General features: G+C 65.6%; 15 protein-coding genes. All 15 read right to left on the bottom strand.

What is annotated here, in order from left to right:
* Positions 1-1584, bottom strand: coding sequence for a citramalate synthase (locus IPM18_10190; protein ID MBK9119953.1), 1584 nt, complete (start codon positions 1582-1584; stop codon positions 1-3).
* Positions 1581-2153, bottom strand: a complete 573-nt coding sequence (locus IPM18_10195) for a 3-isopropylmalate dehydratase (GenBank protein MBK9119954.1) — start codon at positions 2151-2153, stop codon at positions 1581-1583. Before IPM18_10195 ends, IPM18_10190 begins: the two co-directional genes overlap by 4 nt.
* Complete coding sequence (locus IPM18_10200) at positions 2150-3556, bottom strand: 3-isopropylmalate dehydratase (protein MBK9119955.1); 1407 nt, start codon at positions 3554-3556, stop codon at positions 2150-2152. Before IPM18_10200 ends, IPM18_10195 begins: the two co-directional genes overlap by 4 nt.
* Positions 3557-3567: 11 nt before the next feature.
* Complete coding sequence (locus IPM18_10205) at positions 3568-5184, bottom strand: 2-isopropylmalate synthase (protein MBK9119956.1); 1617 nt, start codon at positions 5182-5184, stop codon at positions 3568-3570.
* Positions 5185-5298: 114 nt separating this feature from the next.
* Positions 5299-6327, bottom strand: coding sequence for a ketol-acid reductoisomerase (gene ilvC, locus IPM18_10210; GenBank protein MBK9119957.1), 1029 nt, complete (start codon positions 6325-6327; stop codon positions 5299-5301).
* A gap of 126 nt (positions 6328-6453) precedes the next feature.
* Positions 6454-6732 carry a hypothetical protein gene (locus tag IPM18_10215; protein MBK9119958.1) on the bottom strand — a complete coding sequence of 93 codons (279 nt, stop codon included), beginning with the start codon at positions 6730-6732 and terminating at the stop codon, positions 6454-6456.
* Positions 6729-8426 (bottom strand): biosynthetic-type acetolactate synthase large subunit, encoded by a 1698-nt coding sequence (gene ilvB, locus IPM18_10220; protein ID MBK9119959.1) that lies wholly within the window; start codon positions 8424-8426, stop codon positions 6729-6731. Before ilvB ends, IPM18_10215 begins: the two co-directional genes overlap by 4 nt.
* A gap of 398 nt (positions 8427-8824) precedes the next feature.
* Positions 8825-10195 (bottom strand): metal ABC transporter permease, encoded by a 1371-nt coding sequence (locus IPM18_10225; GenBank protein ID MBK9119960.1) that lies wholly within the window; start codon positions 10193-10195, stop codon positions 8825-8827.
* Entirely contained in the window at positions 10195-11715 is a 1521-nt protein-coding gene (locus tag IPM18_10230; protein MBK9119961.1) for a metal ABC transporter permease, read from the bottom strand. The genes IPM18_10225 and IPM18_10230 overlap by 1 nt, the downstream gene beginning before the upstream one ends.
* Positions 11716-11729: 14 nt before the next feature.
* Entirely contained in the window at positions 11730-12476 is a 747-nt protein-coding gene (locus tag IPM18_10235; GenBank protein MBK9119962.1) for a metal ABC transporter ATP-binding protein, read from the bottom strand.
* 106 nt (positions 12477-12582) lie between these two features.
* A complete protein-coding gene (locus tag IPM18_10240; GenBank protein MBK9119963.1) occupies positions 12583-13650 on the bottom strand; it encodes a zinc ABC transporter substrate-binding protein in 1068 nt (355 codons plus the stop codon).
* Between the two features lie 215 nt (positions 13651-13865).
* A complete protein-coding gene (locus IPM18_10245; GenBank protein ID MBK9119964.1) occupies positions 13866-14480 on the bottom strand; it encodes a superoxide dismutase in 615 nt (204 codons plus the stop codon).
* 213 nt (positions 14481-14693) lie between these two features.
* Positions 14694-15521, bottom strand: coding sequence for an indole-3-glycerol phosphate synthase TrpC (gene trpC, locus IPM18_10250; protein ID MBK9119965.1), 828 nt, complete (start codon positions 15519-15521; stop codon positions 14694-14696).
* A gap of 211 nt (positions 15522-15732) precedes the next feature.
* On the bottom strand, positions 15733-15882 hold the full coding sequence (locus IPM18_10255; GenBank protein ID MBK9119966.1) for a hypothetical protein: 150 nt from the start codon (positions 15880-15882) through the stop codon (positions 15733-15735).
* A 2-nt stretch (positions 15883-15884) separates the two neighbouring features.
* Entirely contained in the window at positions 15885-17489 is a 1605-nt protein-coding gene (locus tag IPM18_10260) for a sodium-dependent transporter (protein ID MBK9119967.1), read from the bottom strand.
* Positions 17490-17528 lie beyond the last annotated feature (39 nt).

The raw sequence follows: 17528 nt of genomic DNA on the forward strand, positions 1-17528 counted from the left end.
TCAGGCGGCCTCCTCGGTTGTGCGGTTGTGCTCCCGGGTCCGCAGCAGGCCATGTTCGAAGCTGTCGTAGAGAGCCCGCCAGCTTGCTTCGATGATGTTGCGCGAGGCGCCGACGGTGGTCCACGTTTCGTGGCCGTCGCTCGTATCAATCAGCACGCGGGTCAGTGCGGATGTGGCGCTGGTGCCGTCGATGATGCGCACCTTGTAGTCCACGAGGCGAAAGGCATCGACGGCGGGGAACACGGGTTGCAGCGCCTTACGCATGGCTGCGTCCAGCGCGCCAACCGGACCGACGCCGTCCGAGGCGGTGTGAAAGACCTGTTCGCCGACACGGATCTTGACGTTCGCTTCGGCGATGTGGCCGCGCCCGGCGCGGTGCTCGACGACTACGAGGAAATCAATCAGCTCAAAGAGCGGGCGGTAGTCAGAACGTTCGCGGCGCATCATGAGCTCGACGGAGGCCTCTGCGGCTTCGAAGGCAAAGCCCTGGTGTTCGAGCTCCTTGATGCGCGAGAGCAGGCCCGCCGCAGATTCCTCATCATGGTCGCCGAGGCCGAGCTGGGCGGCCTTGAAGCGCAGGTTGGCACGACCGGAAAGCTCCGACACCAGCACGCGCCGCCGATTCCCGACGGACTCGGGCGAAACATGCTCGTAAGAGGATTCCACCCGCCGGATTGCGGACACGTGCACCCCCGCCTTGTGGGCGAAGGCGCTGCGGCCGACGTAGGGCGCCCACTGCGGTGGGGCCATGTTCGCGATCTCGCTGATCGTATGGGCCAGGTGCGTGAGACGGCTGAGCCGGCCGGGCGCCAGCACTTTGCGGCCGAGCTTCACTTCGAGGTTCGCGAGGACCGCGCACAGGTCAGCATTGCCGCAACGTTCGCCGAGTCCATTGATCGTGCCCTGCACGTGCGCGGCTCCGGCCCGTACAGCGGCAAGCGAATTGGCGACCGCGCAGCCGCTGTCATTATGAGTGTGGATGCCGACCGGGCGGTTGAATCGGTTGACGACGTGGCGGGTGACGTCCTCGACCTGCCAGGGGAGCTGCCCGCCGTTGGTGTCACAGAGCACGAGGCAGTCCGCGCCGCCTTCGGCCGCGGCGTGCAGCGTGGCAAGGGCATACTCGGCATCAAGTGCGTAGCCGTCGAAAAAGTGCTCGGCATCGTAGATCACCTCGCGTCCGGCGGCCTTCAGATAGCGCACACTCGCAGAGATGATCCGCAGGTTTTCTTCACGGCTGGTCTGGAGTACCTCCGCCACATGCAGGGGTGAGGACTTGCCGAAGATCGTCACCACCGGGGTTTCCGCGGCGAGCAGCGCCTGGAGGTTGGAATCCAGCGCTGGCTGTGTGCCCACGCGGCAAGTGCTGCCGAAGGCGGTAATGCGGGCGCGCTGCAGGCGCAGTTTGCGCACCTGGGTGAAATACTCAACATCCTTCGGATTGGACCCCGGCCAGCCGCCCTCGATCAAGGCGACGCCGAAGTCGTCGAGCAGTGCCGTGATGCGGAGCTTGTCCTGCACCGTGAAATTCACGCCTTCGCCCTGTGTGCCGTCGCGCAGGGTGGTGTCGTAAACGGTGATCACGAGGTCTCCTTCCGCGTCGGAACCAGCCCGGTGGCCCGGGCATACGCAAACAGGCCACCCGCGGCGACGACGCGCGCTGCTTCACCGAGCGGCCCCAATCGCACCGGCGCGCCCGCGGCTGGGCGCAACTCGTAGGCCTCGAGGTTGAGCTCGACCTCGTCGCCAGTGCGAAACCGCTCGCAGAGGCGCTCGGCGGTCTCGGCCGGATAGAGCTCACCGGTCGCAATGCAATTGCGGAAAAAGATCCGCGCGTACGATTCCGCCACGACCGCCACGACCCCCGCCGCGCCCAGCGCGATGGGTGCGTGCTCCCGGGAGGAACCACAACCGAAGTTCCGTCCCGCGAGGATGATCGGGTAACGCGTCGTCTCTGCGCCCGGTGCAACCAGTCGTTCCGGGTATGCGCTGTGTGGTAAACCGCAGAGGGCCAGCGAGCCAAGACGGCGGTACTCGGCCGGATTCGTCGGTACCAGGGCGAGGTGTTCCGCCGGAATGATCTGGTCCGTGTCGATGTTGTCACCGACGACGTAGACCGGCCCGCGGATGCGCGTGGGCTTCCGGGCATTCATGCGGCGTCCTCCATCGCGACGGCAACGAGCGCATCGGCACCGAGGAAATCCCGCGGGTCAGTTATGCGGCCCGTCAGGGCCGACGCGGCGACCGTAAAGGGACTCGCGAGATACACGCGACCCTCGGAGTGACCCATGCGGCCCGGGAAATTGCGGTTGGTCGTGCTGATGCAGTGGAGGGGTTCGTTCAGACGGCCGAACGTATCCGCCGGGCCGCCCAGGCATGCGGCGCAACCGGCGTTCTCCGTCATCCGCACGCCGGCCGCGAGGAGGATATCCCAGAGCGTGCGTCCGCCGAGTGTACGGATCTGCAACTGGCGGACAATCTGGGGCGTGGCAGGCACGCCAAAGGTATTGATCGCGACGGTGCGATCGCGGACGACGGCGGCGAAGGCCGCGAAGTCGCTGAGTTTCCCGCCGGTGCACGAACCGATGTAAGCGCGATCCAGGCGAATGCCGCCGCAATCGGCTGCCCGCGCGCGGTTGCCCGGGTCGGGATGCCGGGCCACCGTCGGTTCCAGCGTACTGAGGTCGATCGTCATCTCGGAGTAGTAAGCGGCGCCGGGATCAGCGGTCAGGCATTCGTAGGGGCGTGTCGTGCCATGCTTCCGCATGCGGGCGTCGACAAACGCGCGCGTCACGTCATCCGCCGCAAACACCCCGTTCTTCCCCCCACACTCGATGGCCATGTTCGCGATGGTCATGCGGTCTTCCATCGTCAGGCCGGGGACGCCGTCCCCGTCGAACTCGAGGGCCTGGTAGGTCGCTCCATCGAAACCGATTTCCCCGATGATGTGCAGGATCAGATCCTTCGCCATCACGCCGGGTTGTAATGCCCCCGTCAGTCTGAACCGCCGGGTGACCGGGACGCGCAGCAGGATGCGCCCGGTGCCGAGTACGAAGGCAGCATCCGTGTTGCCGATGCCGGTGGCAAACTGGCCGAAGGCCCCTGCGGTGCAGGTGTGCGAGTCGGTACCGAGGAGAATTTCGCCGGGCCGGGTGTGGCCACGTTCCGGCAGGGCGATATGGCAGACGCCGGCGTACTGCCGGCCGTACTGGGCATGTAACGGCCCGCGCGCGGGATCGAAGCGCCACGCGCTGCCGTCATCGACTACGTCGTAGAAATAGCGGATGCCCTGTTCCTTGACGAAGGCCCGAAGCACGTCGACGTTGCGGTTGGCGAGCAGGTCGGTTGTGAAGATGTAGTGGTCGGGGATGATCACGATGCGGTCGGCGTCCCAGACCCGGGCATCTGCGCCGAATTCGCGCTTGAAGACACCGATCGTGCCGGGGCCGCAAACGTCATGCGTCATCAGCACATCGACGCGTGCCAGCACCGTCTCGCCGGGTTCGACCCGGGTGCGGTCTGCTGCGCGTGCCAGTAGTTTCTCGGTCAGCGTCAGTGCGGGCATGGTCATGCGCTCCCGACCGGCTGGGCGACGTCGGCATCCGGTCGGGCTGTGCCGCAGTCGACACTCTGTGCCGACTTGCGCCGCGCGCCCGCCGCCAACGCCGCCTTGTTGAGCGCCGCGATGTAAGCCCGTGCGCTGGCGACAACGATGTCGGTGTCGGCCCCGTGACCGATGAAACGCCGCGGCTCGTGGCCGGTTGTCACGATGCGCACCGTCACTTCGCCGAGGGCGTTCACCCCGCCGCTCACCGCATGCACCATGTACTCGGTCAGCTCAACTGCGAGCGGCACCACCTGGCTAATCGCGGAGAACACCGCGTCGACCGGGCCGGTGCCGGTCGCCGTGCCGGTCAGGTAATCGCCGTCCGGTGTCGCCACGGCGACGCTCGCCGTAGGAATCGACGGGCTGCCGCACGAGACATGCACGCCGTGCAGGGTATAGACATCCTGCGGCTGGTAGACCTCGTCGGCAATCAGGGCCTCCAGGTCCGCGTCACTGATCGCTTTTTTACGGTCGGCCAGCGCCTTGAAGCGCTCGAAGGCCTGCTCGACCTGCGCTTCGGTGAGGTCTTCGTAGCCCAGTTCACGCAACCGTTCGCGGAAGGCGTGCCGGCCGGAATGTTTGCCCAGGACGAGCTTGTTCTCCTTCAGACCGACCGTTTCTGGGCGCATGATTTCGTAGGTGAGCTGGTGCTTGAGCACGCCGTCCTGGTGGATGCCCGCCTCGTGTGCGAAGGCGTTCGCCCCGACCACGGCCTTGTTGGGCGGAACGCTGATGCCGGTACGGCCGGCGACGAGGTGGCTGGTGCGAACAATCTGCGTCGTATCGATGCGTGTGCCATAGCCCAATGCCTGGCGACGGGTATGCAGTGCCATCACCAGTTCCTCGAGCGAAGCATTGCCGGCCCGCTCGCCGATTCCGTTGATGGTCACCTCGGCCTGGCGCGCGCCTGCCCGGATAGCAGCGAGTGTATTGGCGACCGCGAGACCAAGGTCATCGTGGCAGTGGACCGAGACGATGCACCGTTCAATGCCGGGGACGTTGGCGATGATGCCGCGGATCAGGGCGCCGAACTCATCCGGAAGCGCGTACCCGACCGTGTCGGGGATGTTGACCGTAGTCGCACCCGCTGCGACCGCCGCAGCCAGCACCTCATGGAGATATACCGGATCAGTCCTGCTGGCATCCTCGGGGCTGAACTCGACGTCCTCGCAGAGGGAGCGCGCCAAGGCGACCATCTCGCGGGTACGCCGCAAGACCTCCTCCCGGGACATGCGCAACTTGTACTGCAAATGGATGTCCGAGGTCGCGATGAAGGTGTGGATGCGCGGGTGGGCCGCTGCCCGCACCGCCTGCCAGGCCGCTTCGATATCACGCGGCTGCGCTCGGGCGAGTCCCGCCACGATCGGCCCGTTGGCGGTCCCGACTTTGGCTGCGACGCGGCTCACGGCGTCAAAGTCACCGGGCGAGGCGGCCGGAAACCCCGCTTCGATGACGTCAACGCCGAGTCGCGCGAGCTGCTGGGCGATTTCCACCTTGTCCTGAGCATCCAACGTGGCACCCGGCGACTGTTCGCCGTCGCGCAGGGTCGTGTCGAATATGCGTACGTGCTGCTCCATGGGCGCGTCTCCGCGTGGTGCGGCGTCCCACCGCCGCAGACCCCCGTCTGGCTCTGACTGTCCCGGGAACGCAGCGCGCGCCGGTTCACCGCCCGCGCGCCGCTGACGGCCGCGTCAGGCCCGCCCGGCGAGGGCGGGACGGCTGGCGGCACCCTTGTCCACCAGCCACGGCATGAGCGCTCGTAGTCGCTTGCCAACCTGTTCCACGGGATGTTCGGCATCGCGGGCGGCGGCGGCGGCCATGTTCGGCTTACCAGCGGCGCACTCGGCCATCCACTCGTCCGCGAATTTGCCAGTCTGGATCTCGCTCAGCAGCTCCTTCATGGCGGTACGGGCGGCGGGGCCGACCACACGCCGGCCGCGCGTGAGATCACCGTACTCGGCCGTGTTGCTGATCGAGTCGCGCATGCCCGTGATGCCCCGCTCGTAGATCAGGTCGGTAATCAGCTTCACCTCGTGCAGGCACTCGAAGTAAGCCATTTCCGGCGCGTACCCGGCTTCTACCAGCGTTTCGTAGCCCGCGCGGATCAGTTCGGTCAGGCCGCCACACAGCACCGCCTGTTCGCCGAAGAGATCGGTCTCGGTTTCCTCACGGAAGGTAGTTTCCAGAATACCGGCGCGCCCGCCCCCGATCGCGGCGGCATAAGCAAGTGCCACTGCCCGTGTGTCACCGGATGGATCCTGCTGCACCGCCACGAGGCAGGGGACGCCGCTCCCGGACTCGTACTGGCGTCGCACAAGGTGACCCGGACCCTTGGGCGCGACGAGGAAGACGTTCGCATGCGCCGGTGGCTGTATGCGGCCAAAGTGGATGCAGAAGCCGTGGGCGAAAGCGAGGTATGCGCCGGACTTGAGGTTGGGCGCGATATCGCGCGTGTAGGTTTCCGGTTGGAGCTCATCCGGGATCAGCACCATCACGATGTCCGCCCCACGTACCGCCGCGGCGGTGTCGCAGACGGGCAGGCCGGCCGCCTCGGCCGCGGCGCGTCCGCGACTTCCCGGGCGCAGACCGACAGTCACATCGTGGCCGCTGTCACGCAGGTTGAGCGCGTGGGCATGGCCTTGTGAACCGTAGCCGAGAATGGCAAGCCGCTTGGGGGACAGGACCTCGCCACGTACATCGTCGTCACGCCATACCTTCACGGCGGCCATCCTTTCCTGCTGAGCCCTCGTTACCTATGCAACGGAGGACATTTCTCTCGTCTCGTGGTCGCGCCCCGGAATACGCCTTCAATCTCGGGGAGCGCGCGGGGGTCGAGCCACAGCTCCTCAGGCCCGCTTTTCCTTGCGTTCGACCAGAGCAGCCGGGCCATCGACCGGCGCTGCTCCGACAATCCGCAGCTCCGTCAGCTCGGTCACATCAATCACACGGCGGAGTTGCGGCGCGAAGCGATGCGCCACGTTCGGGGCCGCGGTGACCACGATGGTGGCCCGGCCGTCAGCAGCCGACAGGTACGTCACATTTCCACCCAGCCGGGCAATCAGGAGCAGGATGCGTGGCAAGGCACCCATCCGGCGCATGGTCAGGGCAAAGGTCAGGATTTTCATCGACTTGCCTCCAGCATATCTCCGACGGCCGCGTTCGGTGGCACCATCGGGAACACATTCTCATTCTTGGGACATTCGACATGCAGCAGCGCCGGACCATCACACTCCCACCATTCGCGGAGGGCGGTGTCGATCTGGTCCGGCCGGTTCAGGGTCACACCGGTCAGGCCGTAGACGCGGGCCAGCGCGGCGAAATCCGGATTATCCGAAAGGTCCACGGCGCTGTATCGCTGAGCAAAGAACATCTCCTGCCACTGGCGCACCATGCCGAGGTACTTGTTGTCGAGCACGAAGATCTTCACCGGCAGGCGGCAGCGCCGGATCGTCGCCAACTCTCCGAGGCACATCTGGAAACCCCCGTCCCCGACGATCGCGACCACCCGTTGGTCCGGACACGCACATTGGGCGCCGACGGCGGACGGCAGCCCGAAACCCATCGTCCCCACCCCCCCGGAGGTGATGAACTTTCGCGGGTGCGTCGGGTGATAGCGTTGCGCTGCCCACATCTGGTGCTGGCCGACGTCCGTGGTCACGATCGTATCACGACCGATCAACGCAAACAGCGCATCCAAGGTGTCGATGGCCGCGACCATGGTGGATCCCGGGTCTTCATCGTGGTTCTGCAGGCCGTCCCCGATGGCCACGAGTTCGTCATACCAGGTCCGCGGCACGTGGACGGGTTCGGCTTCGAGCAGTCGACACCAGGCCTCCAGTGCCGTTCGCAGGTGTGCGTGGACACCGACGTCGGTCGCGATGATCTTGTTGATCTCCGCTTCGTCGATGTCGACATGCACGATCCGCGCATTCCGCCCGAATTCGTCGACCTTGCCAGTCACACGATCGTCGAAGCGTGCCCCGCAGGAGATGATCAGGTCGGCGGTGTCGAGAGCTCGATTGGCCCGCCGCAGCCCGTGCATGCCTACCATGCCGAAGTAGCGCGGGTTATCCGGGTCGGCGCAGCCGATACCGTTCAGCGTCGTCAAGACCGGAATTTCGCTCAGCCGGCACCAGTGCCGGAACGTGTCAGTCGCATTCGCCAGCTTACAGCCCCCGCCCACCAGCACGACCGGGCGCTGCGCGTGGCGGAGAAGTTCGTGGGCTGCCGCAATTTCGGTGGGGTTGAGCCGTGGTTCGGGGTGATAACCGGCCACTTCGGTCAATGGCGGAGAAACCCGATTCGTGGTTCCGGCAAGCACGTTCTTGGGAATGTCGACGAGGACCGGACCGGGGCGGCCGGTGCGGGCGATGAAAATCGCCTCTTCCATGATGTCCGGCAGTTCGCCGACGGAACGAACGAGATAAGCGTGCTTGGTGACCGTCTGCACAATGCCGAAAACGTCAGATTCCTGGAAACCGTCAGTGCCGATCATCCCGGTGGGCACCTGTCCCGTGATTGCAATCAGGGGAACCGAGTCGGCCATCGCGGTGGCGAGTCCGGTGACAAGGTTGGTGGCGCCCGGACCTGAAGTGGCGATGCAGCACCCCAGCCGCCCGGTGGCTCGGGCGTAGCCATCGGCGGCGTGAATCCCCATTTGCTCGTGCCGCACGAGGATGTGGCGGATGGGCGAATCGAGCAGCACGTCGTAGAGCGGCATGATCGCGCCGCCGGGATAGCCGAAGGCGAGATCGACCCCGGCCCGTTGCAGGGCGTCGATCACGATCTGCGAACCCGTTCGTGTGTGAGCGTCGGCCACGTTCTATGCTCTCCGCGTGCCCGCGCTGCCTGTACGGGCACAAAAAAACCGGCATGGCTTTCGCAGCGATGCCGGCAGAGTTTGCTGAACCAAGTTGGGGTTTACAGCCCTCGTGCCTCACCGCTGTTGCGGCTGATAATTAGGGATAGCCGTACTACTACCGGGCTATGCAGGTAGCCGCGGAGCAGGGGGGCTGCCGGCGCAAACAAGCCAACCGACAACGGCCCGGGCGGGCAGGGATCAGCGACGGCGTCGTGGCAGCGGCTGCGATGAGACGTCAAAAAATCCATATCCGGTGAAGACTATCGAACACTGAAACGTTTCGCAAGAGAAATCTGTGAACTTTCTGCGCTTCCGCCTGGCAAGGCCGCAAGGAAGGCATGCCCCCAACGAGGCCGCTACGGTGGATTGGGTTGCGTCGGGATCGACTTCCCGTGTGGGTCGGAGTCGGGGTGGCCAAGACTCGCAGCCAGGCGGCGTTGGAGGGCGGGATCGGTTACGTGTTCGAGTTGTTCAGCCGAATCATGCCCGTGGTCGGCCGGGCCCCACACGTGCTGATCGAGGTACGTCTCCCACAGGCGGTGTGACCGCACGAGTTCGCGGGCGGCCTCCTGCCCGGCGGCGGTCAGAAGTAGTTGGCCATCACCCAATCGTACCAATCCCTCTCGGCGCAGCCCCCGAACGGCGAGTCGCAGGATCAGACTCGGGCTCTGCACCGTGCCGCGCAACTGACGGAGCGCAACCGCGGTCCCAGGGTTGTTTTCCTCCAACCGATAGAGCCGCCCGATCACGTCTTCCCGCGCGACCCGCAAGGCAAGTCGGGTCTGGTGCCAGGCCCGGGTCAGCAGGCCTTGCCGTGGCGCGCAGAAAAGTGCGACGACAAACAGAGCACCGGCGGCGACTCCCATCATTCCCGAGGTGCTTGTACTGAAATCCCCGAAGCCCAGCCAACTCGGTAGCGTAATTGCGCCGGCATGCCCGAGCAGCGCTGCCGCGGCACCGAGCGCCATGCTGAGGACGAGCATGACACTCAGACGGTCGGTCAGCAGCCGGGCGGTGGCCGCGGGCACAATGAGCATCGCAATGACCAGGATGCTGCCCACGGCTTCGAACGCGACGACGGTGGTCATGGCCACAAGCGTCATGAGCAGATAGTGCAGCAGTTGCGACGAAAAGCCGAGTGCCGTCGCGAGCGGCGCATCGAAGGTGCAGAGCTTCAATTCCTTGTACAGCAGGCCGATGAACAGCAGGTTCACCAGCAACAAAGTGCCCGTCGTCAGTGCGGCGCGGGGTACCGACGGGCCCAGGAGCGGAGCGAGCGCCGCCGGCAGGGCGACGTGATCCAGCGCCACGGTCTCGATGTAGCCATGCAACACGCAGTCGGGGTCGAGGTCGGTGCCATGCGCCGCGACCACGATCAGCACCAGTCCCAGTGCGAACAGCACTGTGAAGACCACGCCCATCGCGGCGCCCTCCTCGACCTTGCCGTAACTGTGCACGAGTTGGGTGAGCAGGGCCGTGCCGATGCCGACGATGGCGGCGCCGAGCAACATGGCCACGCCGGTGCGGTCGGCTGTGATCAGGAAGGCGGCCGCAAGACCTGGCAGGACGGCGTGCGACAGGGCATCACCCATCATGCTCATGCGGCGCAGGACGAGGAACACGCCCAGCACGGCGCACGCCATCGAAGCGAGTATGCCGACGACCACAATATCCGTATCGATCGGCTTCCAGCCGGTGGCCTGAAACAGTGGTGTGGCGGCGAGCATTACGCGGACTCCTGCGGGGGCACGAGATCTATCCGGGCCGACTGCCCGGCTGATGCCAATTCAGGGGCTTCGCGGGTGAGAGCGGCCTCCAGCTCGCGGACGAGCGCCCGGTCGAGAACGTGTTCCACCTCGTCGGCATCGCGGTCGACATGCGCGGGGGCGACGTCCGCGTGCGTGATCAGGTACAGCTCCCAGAGGCGGTGATTACGGGTACAGCGCCACGCTGCGAGGCGACCCCGCGCAGTCAGTCGGACGGCAGAGGTACCCGGTACGGGTTCGATATGGCCGGCGCGCTGCGCGCGCCGCAAGGCGCGCCGCAGCGCGCGGAGTGTCCAGGAGCGTTGCGCCAGGAGAGCGGCAACCGGCACGGTGATTTCTGCCACTCCGGCCGGCTGAATCTGCCCCTGGGTCTCGGCGATTTCAAAGAGGGCACGCAGCAGATTCTGGCGCTCGACTTTGCGGCGCAGGCGGCGCTGTTGCAGCCCGCGCTGCACCAGGCCGCGCTGGCGACCGAAGACCAGACTAAGCGCAAACAACGCACCCGCGACGAGCACGATGACCGCACCGGCCGGCAACCGTGGAAACAGCGCGCTGAGCGCTGCACCCAGCAGGCAACTGACACCGCCCAGGAGCGCGGAGCAGCCCACGAGCGTAGGTAGGTGCTCGGTCCAGAAGCGCGCTGCGGCCGGTGGAATGATGAGCAGCGCAACGACCAGGATGAGCCCGACGGCTTGCAGGCCGATCATCGTGACCACGACGATCAGTATCATCAGGCCGAGGTCGAGCCAGTGGATGGGCCAGCCCTGCGCTCGTCCGAATTCCGGATCGAAGCACAGCAGGGTCAATTCCTTGAAGAGCAGTGCGCAGGCCGCCGCACACAGCAGGGCGACGATCACGATGGCCCAGGCCTCCCGGGCAAGCATCGAGGCCGTCTTGCCGTAAATGAACGATTTCAAACCGGCTGCGTGGCCCGTGCCCATGTTCTGAATGAGGATGAGCAGGACGATTCCGACCGCGAAGAACACGCTCAGCACGATGCCGAGGGCCGCATCCTCTCGGATGCGCGAGTTTTGCAGGATGAACTGCACCACTAGGACGCCGAGGACCCCCGTAATCGCGGCGCCGAGCAGCAAGCCCGGCATCCACTTACCCGTGCCACCGAGCATGGTCATCAGGATGAAGGCCCCACCCACACCCGGCAGCGTCGCGTGGGCGAGAGTATCGCTGAGCAGGGCCCGCTTGCGCAGCAGCAGGAAGGTCCCCACTGCTCCGGCCGCGAGTCCGAGGGCGCCGACGCCGATCACCACCACGCGCGTGTTGTAGTCTGCCAGGGTCAGAACCCGCACCACCTGTTCGGTCGTCGGCCACTCCAGCACGGGCGGCGCGAGTGTCCGTGGTGCCGACCCGGCCCAGGCGGAACTCGCCGTCCCCACGAGCAAGAGCAGTAGGCCACTGGTCCGCAGGAGCGCGGGCCGGACATAGGCGCGCGTCCACGCGCTGGGGAAGGGCAAGCCCGCCATTCGCCCGAAGCCACTCACCGCGGCGGTCCTCCGCGGCTGGCGCCGGCCATCGCATGCGCGGCTTCTTCGAGCAGCGTTAGCCGCCCCCCGTAGGTCTTTCTCAGGTTGTCCGCGGTAAAGACCTCTTGCACCGGTCCTTGCGCCACGATGCGCATGTTGATGAGTAGCACGTAGTCAAAGTACTCGCGCACCGTCTGGAGATCGTGATGGACGCACAGGACCGTACGTCCGGCCGTGCGCAGGTCGTGGAGGATGCGCACAATCGCACGTTCGGTGGCGGCATCGACCCCCGCGAAGGGTTCGTCCATGAGATACAGGCGGGCGTCCTGCGCCAGAGCCCGTGCGAGGAAGATGCGCTGCTGCTGACCGCCGGAGAGTTGGCTGATCTGCCTGCGGGCGTACTCAGCCATCCCGACGCGCCCCAGCGCGTCGCGCGCGATTTCCCTGGCCGCCCGCGTGACGGGGCGAAACCAGCCCAGGTGCCCATAGCGCCCCATGGTGACAACATCGAGGGCGCTCACCGGAAAGTCCCAATCGACACTCTCACGCTGCGGGACATAGGCAACCAGGTGCCGCTGGCGGCGATAGGACTCCCCGTAAATCATCACGCGGCCGGAAGCGCGCGGCACAAGATCAAGCACGGCCTTCAGGAGCGTGCTTTTGCCGGCACCGTTCGGACCGATGAGCGCGATGAGCTGCCCCTCGGGTATGTCGAAGTCCACATCCCAGAGCACCGGCTTGCGATGGTACGCGACGGTCATATCGTCCACGGCCAGCGGGGCCGTCGGCGGGTGGGCGGCATGCTTGATCGTCGTCGTACTCGGTGGTGTTTCCGGGTTCGCGGATTCCGTGTGGGGGGCAGTCAAGTCACTCTCCCGTCGCGAGCCGGCCGCGCCAGCCGCGCGCGGGTGCATCGCCGCCCAGCGCACGGGCGATGGTCGTGGCGTTGTGGTCGATCATGCCGACATACGTGCCTTCGTAGGTACCGGGGGCGCCCATGGCATCGGAATACAGCGTGCCGCCGAGCCGGACCGTCGCGCCGCGGGCCCGGGCACCCTCCAGCAGCGCGGTGACGTTCTTGTCATCGACGCTGGTTTCGACGAAGACGGCCGGCACCCGCTGTGTGACGATGAGGTCCACGAGCCGGCGGATGTCCTCCAGCCCGGCCTCCGATTCAGTCGAGAGGCCCTGGATTCCCAGTACGCGCAGGCCGTATGCCCGTCCGAAGTAGTTGAAAGCATCATGTGCCGTGATCAGCACGCGGTGCTCGGTGGGAATCGTTGCCGTGACCGTGCGTACGTACTCGTGCAGTTCCGCCAGCTCAGTTTCGAACCGGGACGCGTTGGCCTCGTAATGTGCGCTGTTCTCCGGGTCGAATTCCGCCAATGCGACGGCGACGCGCCGCACGGCGGCCTGCCAGGCGGAGACATCCATCCAGACGTGCGGGTCGGTGTGTCCCGCGAACGCTTCGGGCTCGAGCAGCGTATCTTCGTTGATCAACTCGGTGACCGCATAGACCGGGCGGCCACCGCGACTCATCCGCAGGAGTACATCCGTCATTTTCCCTTCGAGCATCAGCCCGTTGTAGAAAATCACATCGGCGGCCTGCAACAGCGCGACATCATTTCGTGTCGGCTTGTAGAGATGCGGGTCTACGCCGCTGCCGATCAGGCCGCGTACCTGCGCGCGCTCTCCTGCGACCTCCGACACGATGTCGGTGATCATGGCGACCGTGGTGACCACGGTGTACGGATCGCTGCGTGGTCCTGTAGCACCGCTGGTTTCGGCGCTGGAGCGCTGACAAGCGCCGGTCCAGGCAGACACCAGCGCAAGTGCCAGAATGACCCCGCCTCGTGTCCAGGTGCGGGCGCGGCAAGCCGGACGGCGTACGGCCGCACCGGCTTGAGGCCGTCCCCTTTCGTGCAATCCGGGCATGGTAGTGGCCTTGTCTGAATGTCGGGACACTGCGCCGGCGGAACCACCGCCGGTCGAAATGTTGCCTCGACTACTTTTCGTATTATAACCAACAAATCGAGCCGTGTCAGGGGCGCGGGCGAAGTGGCGTAAGGGTGCGCATGAAGGGGCCCCACGCCTCCGTGCGCGGGGCCGACCTCAACTCTCCCCGCCGATGCGACTCGGGGATCGCCCGGCTACTTCCTGGCCGAAGCGTAAAGGTCCGCAACGCTGTCCCAGTTCACCACGTTCCACCAGGCGGTGATGTAGTCTGGACGGCGATTCTGGTAGTTCAGGTAATACGCGTGCTCCCACACGTCGAGTCCCAGGATGGGAGTGTGCCCCTGCATGTACGGTGAGTCCTGATTACCGGTGCTACTCACCGCCAGCTTGTGGCTGGGGTCCAGCGTCAACCACGCCCAGCCGCTGCCGAAGCGTGTCGTGGCGGCCTTGGTGAACTGCTCCTTGAACGCCTCAAAACTGCCGAAAGTCCTGGTGAGATCGTCCGCGAGTGCCCCCTTGGGTTGGCCGCCATTGCCCTTGCCCATGATCTGCCAGAACAGGTTGTGATTGGCAGTCCCGCCGCCATGATTGATGACGGCCTGGCGGATGTCCTGTGGGACTTGCTCAATCTCGCGTAGCAGTCGTTCGAGCGGCTTGGCCGCCAGCGCGGCCTGGTTGTGCAACGCGTTGTTCAGGTTCGTGACATAGGTTTGATGGTGTTTCGTGTGGTGGATTTCCATCGTGCGCGCATCGATGTGCGGTTCGAGCGCGTCGTAGGGGTAGGGGAGCGCAATCAACTCGTGAGCCATCGAGGCATCTCCTTCGCTCTGCGGCGTGCATTGGGAACCGGCTGGCGGCCCGAGCGCCACGGCCGGATAACTTCTGTCTTAGTCAATGCTAGTAGGCACACAAGGGGAGTCAATGCACGTCAGGCGCTGCCGCCGGCACGGTTGCCTGACTGTACCCCCTGGGCACCGAACTGCGTGCGGCCTGCAAACCCTTGCCCTGGGGCTCCACAGCACTCAATCCCCGCTTTCGGTACGCCCCGCTCCGAGCAATTCCCGCAGAGCGCGCCCCGGATCGCCGCTTCGCATCAAGGCCTCGCCGATGAGCAGTACGCGGGCCCCGGCTGCGTGCATGCGTTCCACGTCCTGGCGCGTGCGGATGCCGCTTTCGGACACGATTGGCAGGCCGGGCGGTACCAGGCGGGCGAGCTCCTCGGTCGTCGCGAGGTCAATGTGTTGGGCGCTCAGGTCACGGTTGTTGATTCCCAGCAATACGCCGCCGCGCTCCTGTGCTTGCAGAATACGCAAGGCGGCCAGCAGTCGCTCCCGTGAGTGCACCTCAAGCAGAACCCACAGGTCGAGGGAACGGGCCAGCGTGACGAGCTCCAGCGCGTCCGACTCTTCCAAGGCATCGGCGATGACCAGCACGGCATCCGCGCCCGCGGCACGGCTCTCGTGTACCTGGTAGGGCTCGACGAGGAAGTCCTTGCGCAGCACGGGTAAACCGCAGGCCTCCTTGACCAGGGCGATGTGGTCGAGGTGCCCGCCGAAGTAGCGCTCATCCGTCAGGACGCTCAGGGCCGCGGCACCGGCCGCCTCGTACGCGCGGGCCGTTGCGACCGGGTCGAAATCCGGTTGAAGCACCCCGGCCGACGGACTGGAGCGCTTGATCTCTGCGATGATGTTGGGTCCGCTGCGGCGCGGCGCGGTCACGGCCCCGTAGAAGTTGCGGCGCGGCAGAAAATAGCCGGCGGCGGCCTTCAACTCGGCGAGCGGGCGCGTACGGCGGCCGGTCTCCACCTCGGTGCGCTTGTGGGCGAGGATTTCAGCGAGGACGTTGGCCACGACGGGTGGGCTCCTTCCGTTCGCAGGTATTCAGCGGCACGGAACATACAGTCGGGAGGATAGCACGAGTTGGGGGGTGTCGTCTGCGGGGGGGGGAGCGGGTGCTTTCGGAGTTCGGCCGACATGCGGCGCGCGGCCGCCACACAGCGTGGTAGCACAGTGCACGTCGATTGCGGCTTTGGCGCAGCACGGCTCCAGGTTCCCGGTGCCCTTAATCCTTATCGCTATCCTCGTTGGGATGAAAGGGATTGGGGAGCCCGTCGGGCGCGGGCGCGGTCAGTACGCGGTAGTAGCAAAAGCCGACCAGGGCAACCACGAACGTGATCGAAGTCAGCATCACGATCCAGCCGGCGGGTTCCATGGTTAGTTCTCCGTGCGTACCGGGAAGCCCCGGTCCTTGTCGGCGGCTTCAGCGCGCCAGCGCGGACCGGCGATCGCTGTGAGCAGGGTGAAGAAGATGGCAACGGCGATAATGACACCCAGCGACATCTGGGCAACCGGGCTGTCCGCGATCTTCCGGGCTGATTCGGGCAACTGATGATAGGACCAGAGGGCGAACACGATCAGCAGGAAAGTGGGTGTGATGTACTGGATCACGAACACGAAGGCGCGCGGCAGGTGGAGCTGCGCGCCCTCATTCGCGAACGCCCACCCGCGTTTGGCTCCGAAGACCCATGCGAAGAGCACTACCTGGATGGTCGCCAGCACGAAGATCAGGAATGTGCCGACCCAGAAGTCCATCGTGTCGAGGGCGGTCAGCCCCTCGCTGAAGTACAGCACGAAGAACGAGCCGAGTGCCGTGATGACGCCGAGGATCGTCACGCTCGCCTTGCGCCCGATGCCGAGCGCCTCCTCGAGGAACGCGATGGCCGGCTGCAGCATCGACAGCGAACTCGTGATGGCCGCCAGGAACAGCATGAAGAACCACAGGAAACCGAAGATGCGACCACCGGGCATGTACTCGAACACAACGGGCAGTGTGTTGAAGCCGAGGCCGAACCCGCTCGCCATCACACCGGCCGTGCCGAGGAAGATGAATGCGGCCGGGATGGTGATGAGCCCGCCCAGGCAGACCTCAAAGAACTCGTTGGTCGAGGCGCCGGTGAGTCCGGAAAGCACCACGTCATCCTTCCGTCGCAGGTAGCTGGAATAGTTGATGATCACCCCGAAGCCGACCGAGAGACTGAAGAAGACCTGGCCGGCGGCCGCCAGCCAGACCTGCGGATTCCAAAGGGCCGCCCAATCGCTGCCGCCGTCTGTGCCCTTGGGGTTCCACATGGCGCCCAGGCCGTTGATGACATTCTGGTCGGGCAGGTTCGGGTTGGGCGTCCCCAGCGTGAGCACGCGCACCAGCACGCACAGCGCACAAATCGCCATGAGTGGCATCGCGATCATGCAGAAGCGCTCGATGCCTTTCGAAATACCGCGGTAGATCAGGATGAAGTTGAGCGAGAAAACCGCGATCCAAACCCACACACTGTAGTGCAGGGCCCCCTGAAACATGAGGCCCTGAGTTTTATCGCCGGTAATGGAGCTGAAAAACCGGCCGCTCTCCTCCGCGTACTTCGACGGATCGTTGCCCAGGTCGACCCCCCCGAACAGGTAGGTCAGGGCGTAGCCAAGGCACCACGACTCGATCAGCACGTAGTACATGTAGATGATGACCGGCACGAGCAGGCCGAGCACACCCGCGAAGCGCCAGAACTTGTGCCGCCCCAGAACCGCAAAGACGGCCGGACACGAACGAAAGCCGTGTTGCCCGGCGTACTTGCCCATCGTCCACTCGGCCCAGCAGATCGGAATGCCGAGCAGCAGCAGAGAGATGAAGTACGGGATCATGAAGACGCCGCCGCCGTTGGCTGCGGCCTGGCCGGGAAAACGCAGGAAATTTCCGAGGCCGACGGCGGAACCCGCAACGGCGAGAATGACGCCCACGCGGGTCGCCCAGCGTTCCGTTCCTGGAGCCATGGGGGCTCTGCCTCCGCTCGTGATGGGACGCGCCGCCGA

The sequence above is a fragment of the Phycisphaerales bacterium genome, assembly GCA_016716475.1.
Lineage (GTDB): Bacteria > Planctomycetota > Phycisphaerae > UBA1845 > Fen-1342 > JADJWG01.

Excerpts from the sequence above, each read along its gene's own strand:
- IPM18_10195 (MBK9119954.1), bottom strand. The coding sequence starts at position 2,153 with ATGAATGCCCGGAAGCCCACGCGCATCCGCGGGCCGGTCTACGTCGTC.
- IPM18_10205 (MBK9119956.1), bottom strand. The coding sequence starts at position 5,184 with ATGGAGCAGCACGTACGCATATTCGACACGACCCTGCGCGACGGCGAA.
- IPM18_10215 (MBK9119958.1), bottom strand. The coding sequence starts at position 6,732 with ATGAAAATCCTGACCTTTGCCCTGACCATGCGCCGGATGGGTGCCTTG.
- IPM18_10225 (MBK9119960.1), bottom strand. The coding sequence starts at position 10,195 with ATGCTCGCCGCCACACCACTGTTTCAGGCCACCGGCTGGAAGCCGATC.
- IPM18_10230 (MBK9119961.1), bottom strand. The coding sequence starts at position 11,715 with ATGGCGGGCTTGCCCTTCCCCAGCGCGTGGACGCGCGCCTATGTCCGG.
- IPM18_10235 (MBK9119962.1), bottom strand. The coding sequence starts at position 12,476 with ATGACCGTCGCGTACCATCGCAAGCCGGTGCTCTGGGATGTGGACTTC.
- IPM18_10240 (MBK9119963.1), bottom strand. The coding sequence starts at position 13,650 with ATGCCCGGATTGCACGAAAGGGGACGGCCTCAAGCCGGTGCGGCCGTA.
- IPM18_10245 (MBK9119964.1), bottom strand. The coding sequence starts at position 14,480 with ATGGCTCACGAGTTGATTGCGCTCCCCTACCCCTACGACGCGCTCGAA.
- IPM18_10255 (MBK9119966.1), bottom strand. The coding sequence starts at position 15,882 with ATGGAACCCGCCGGCTGGATCGTGATGCTGACTTCGATCACGTTCGTG.
- IPM18_10260 (MBK9119967.1), bottom strand. The coding sequence starts at position 17,489 with ATGGCTCCAGGAACGGAACGCTGGGCGACCCGCGTGGGCGTCATTCTC.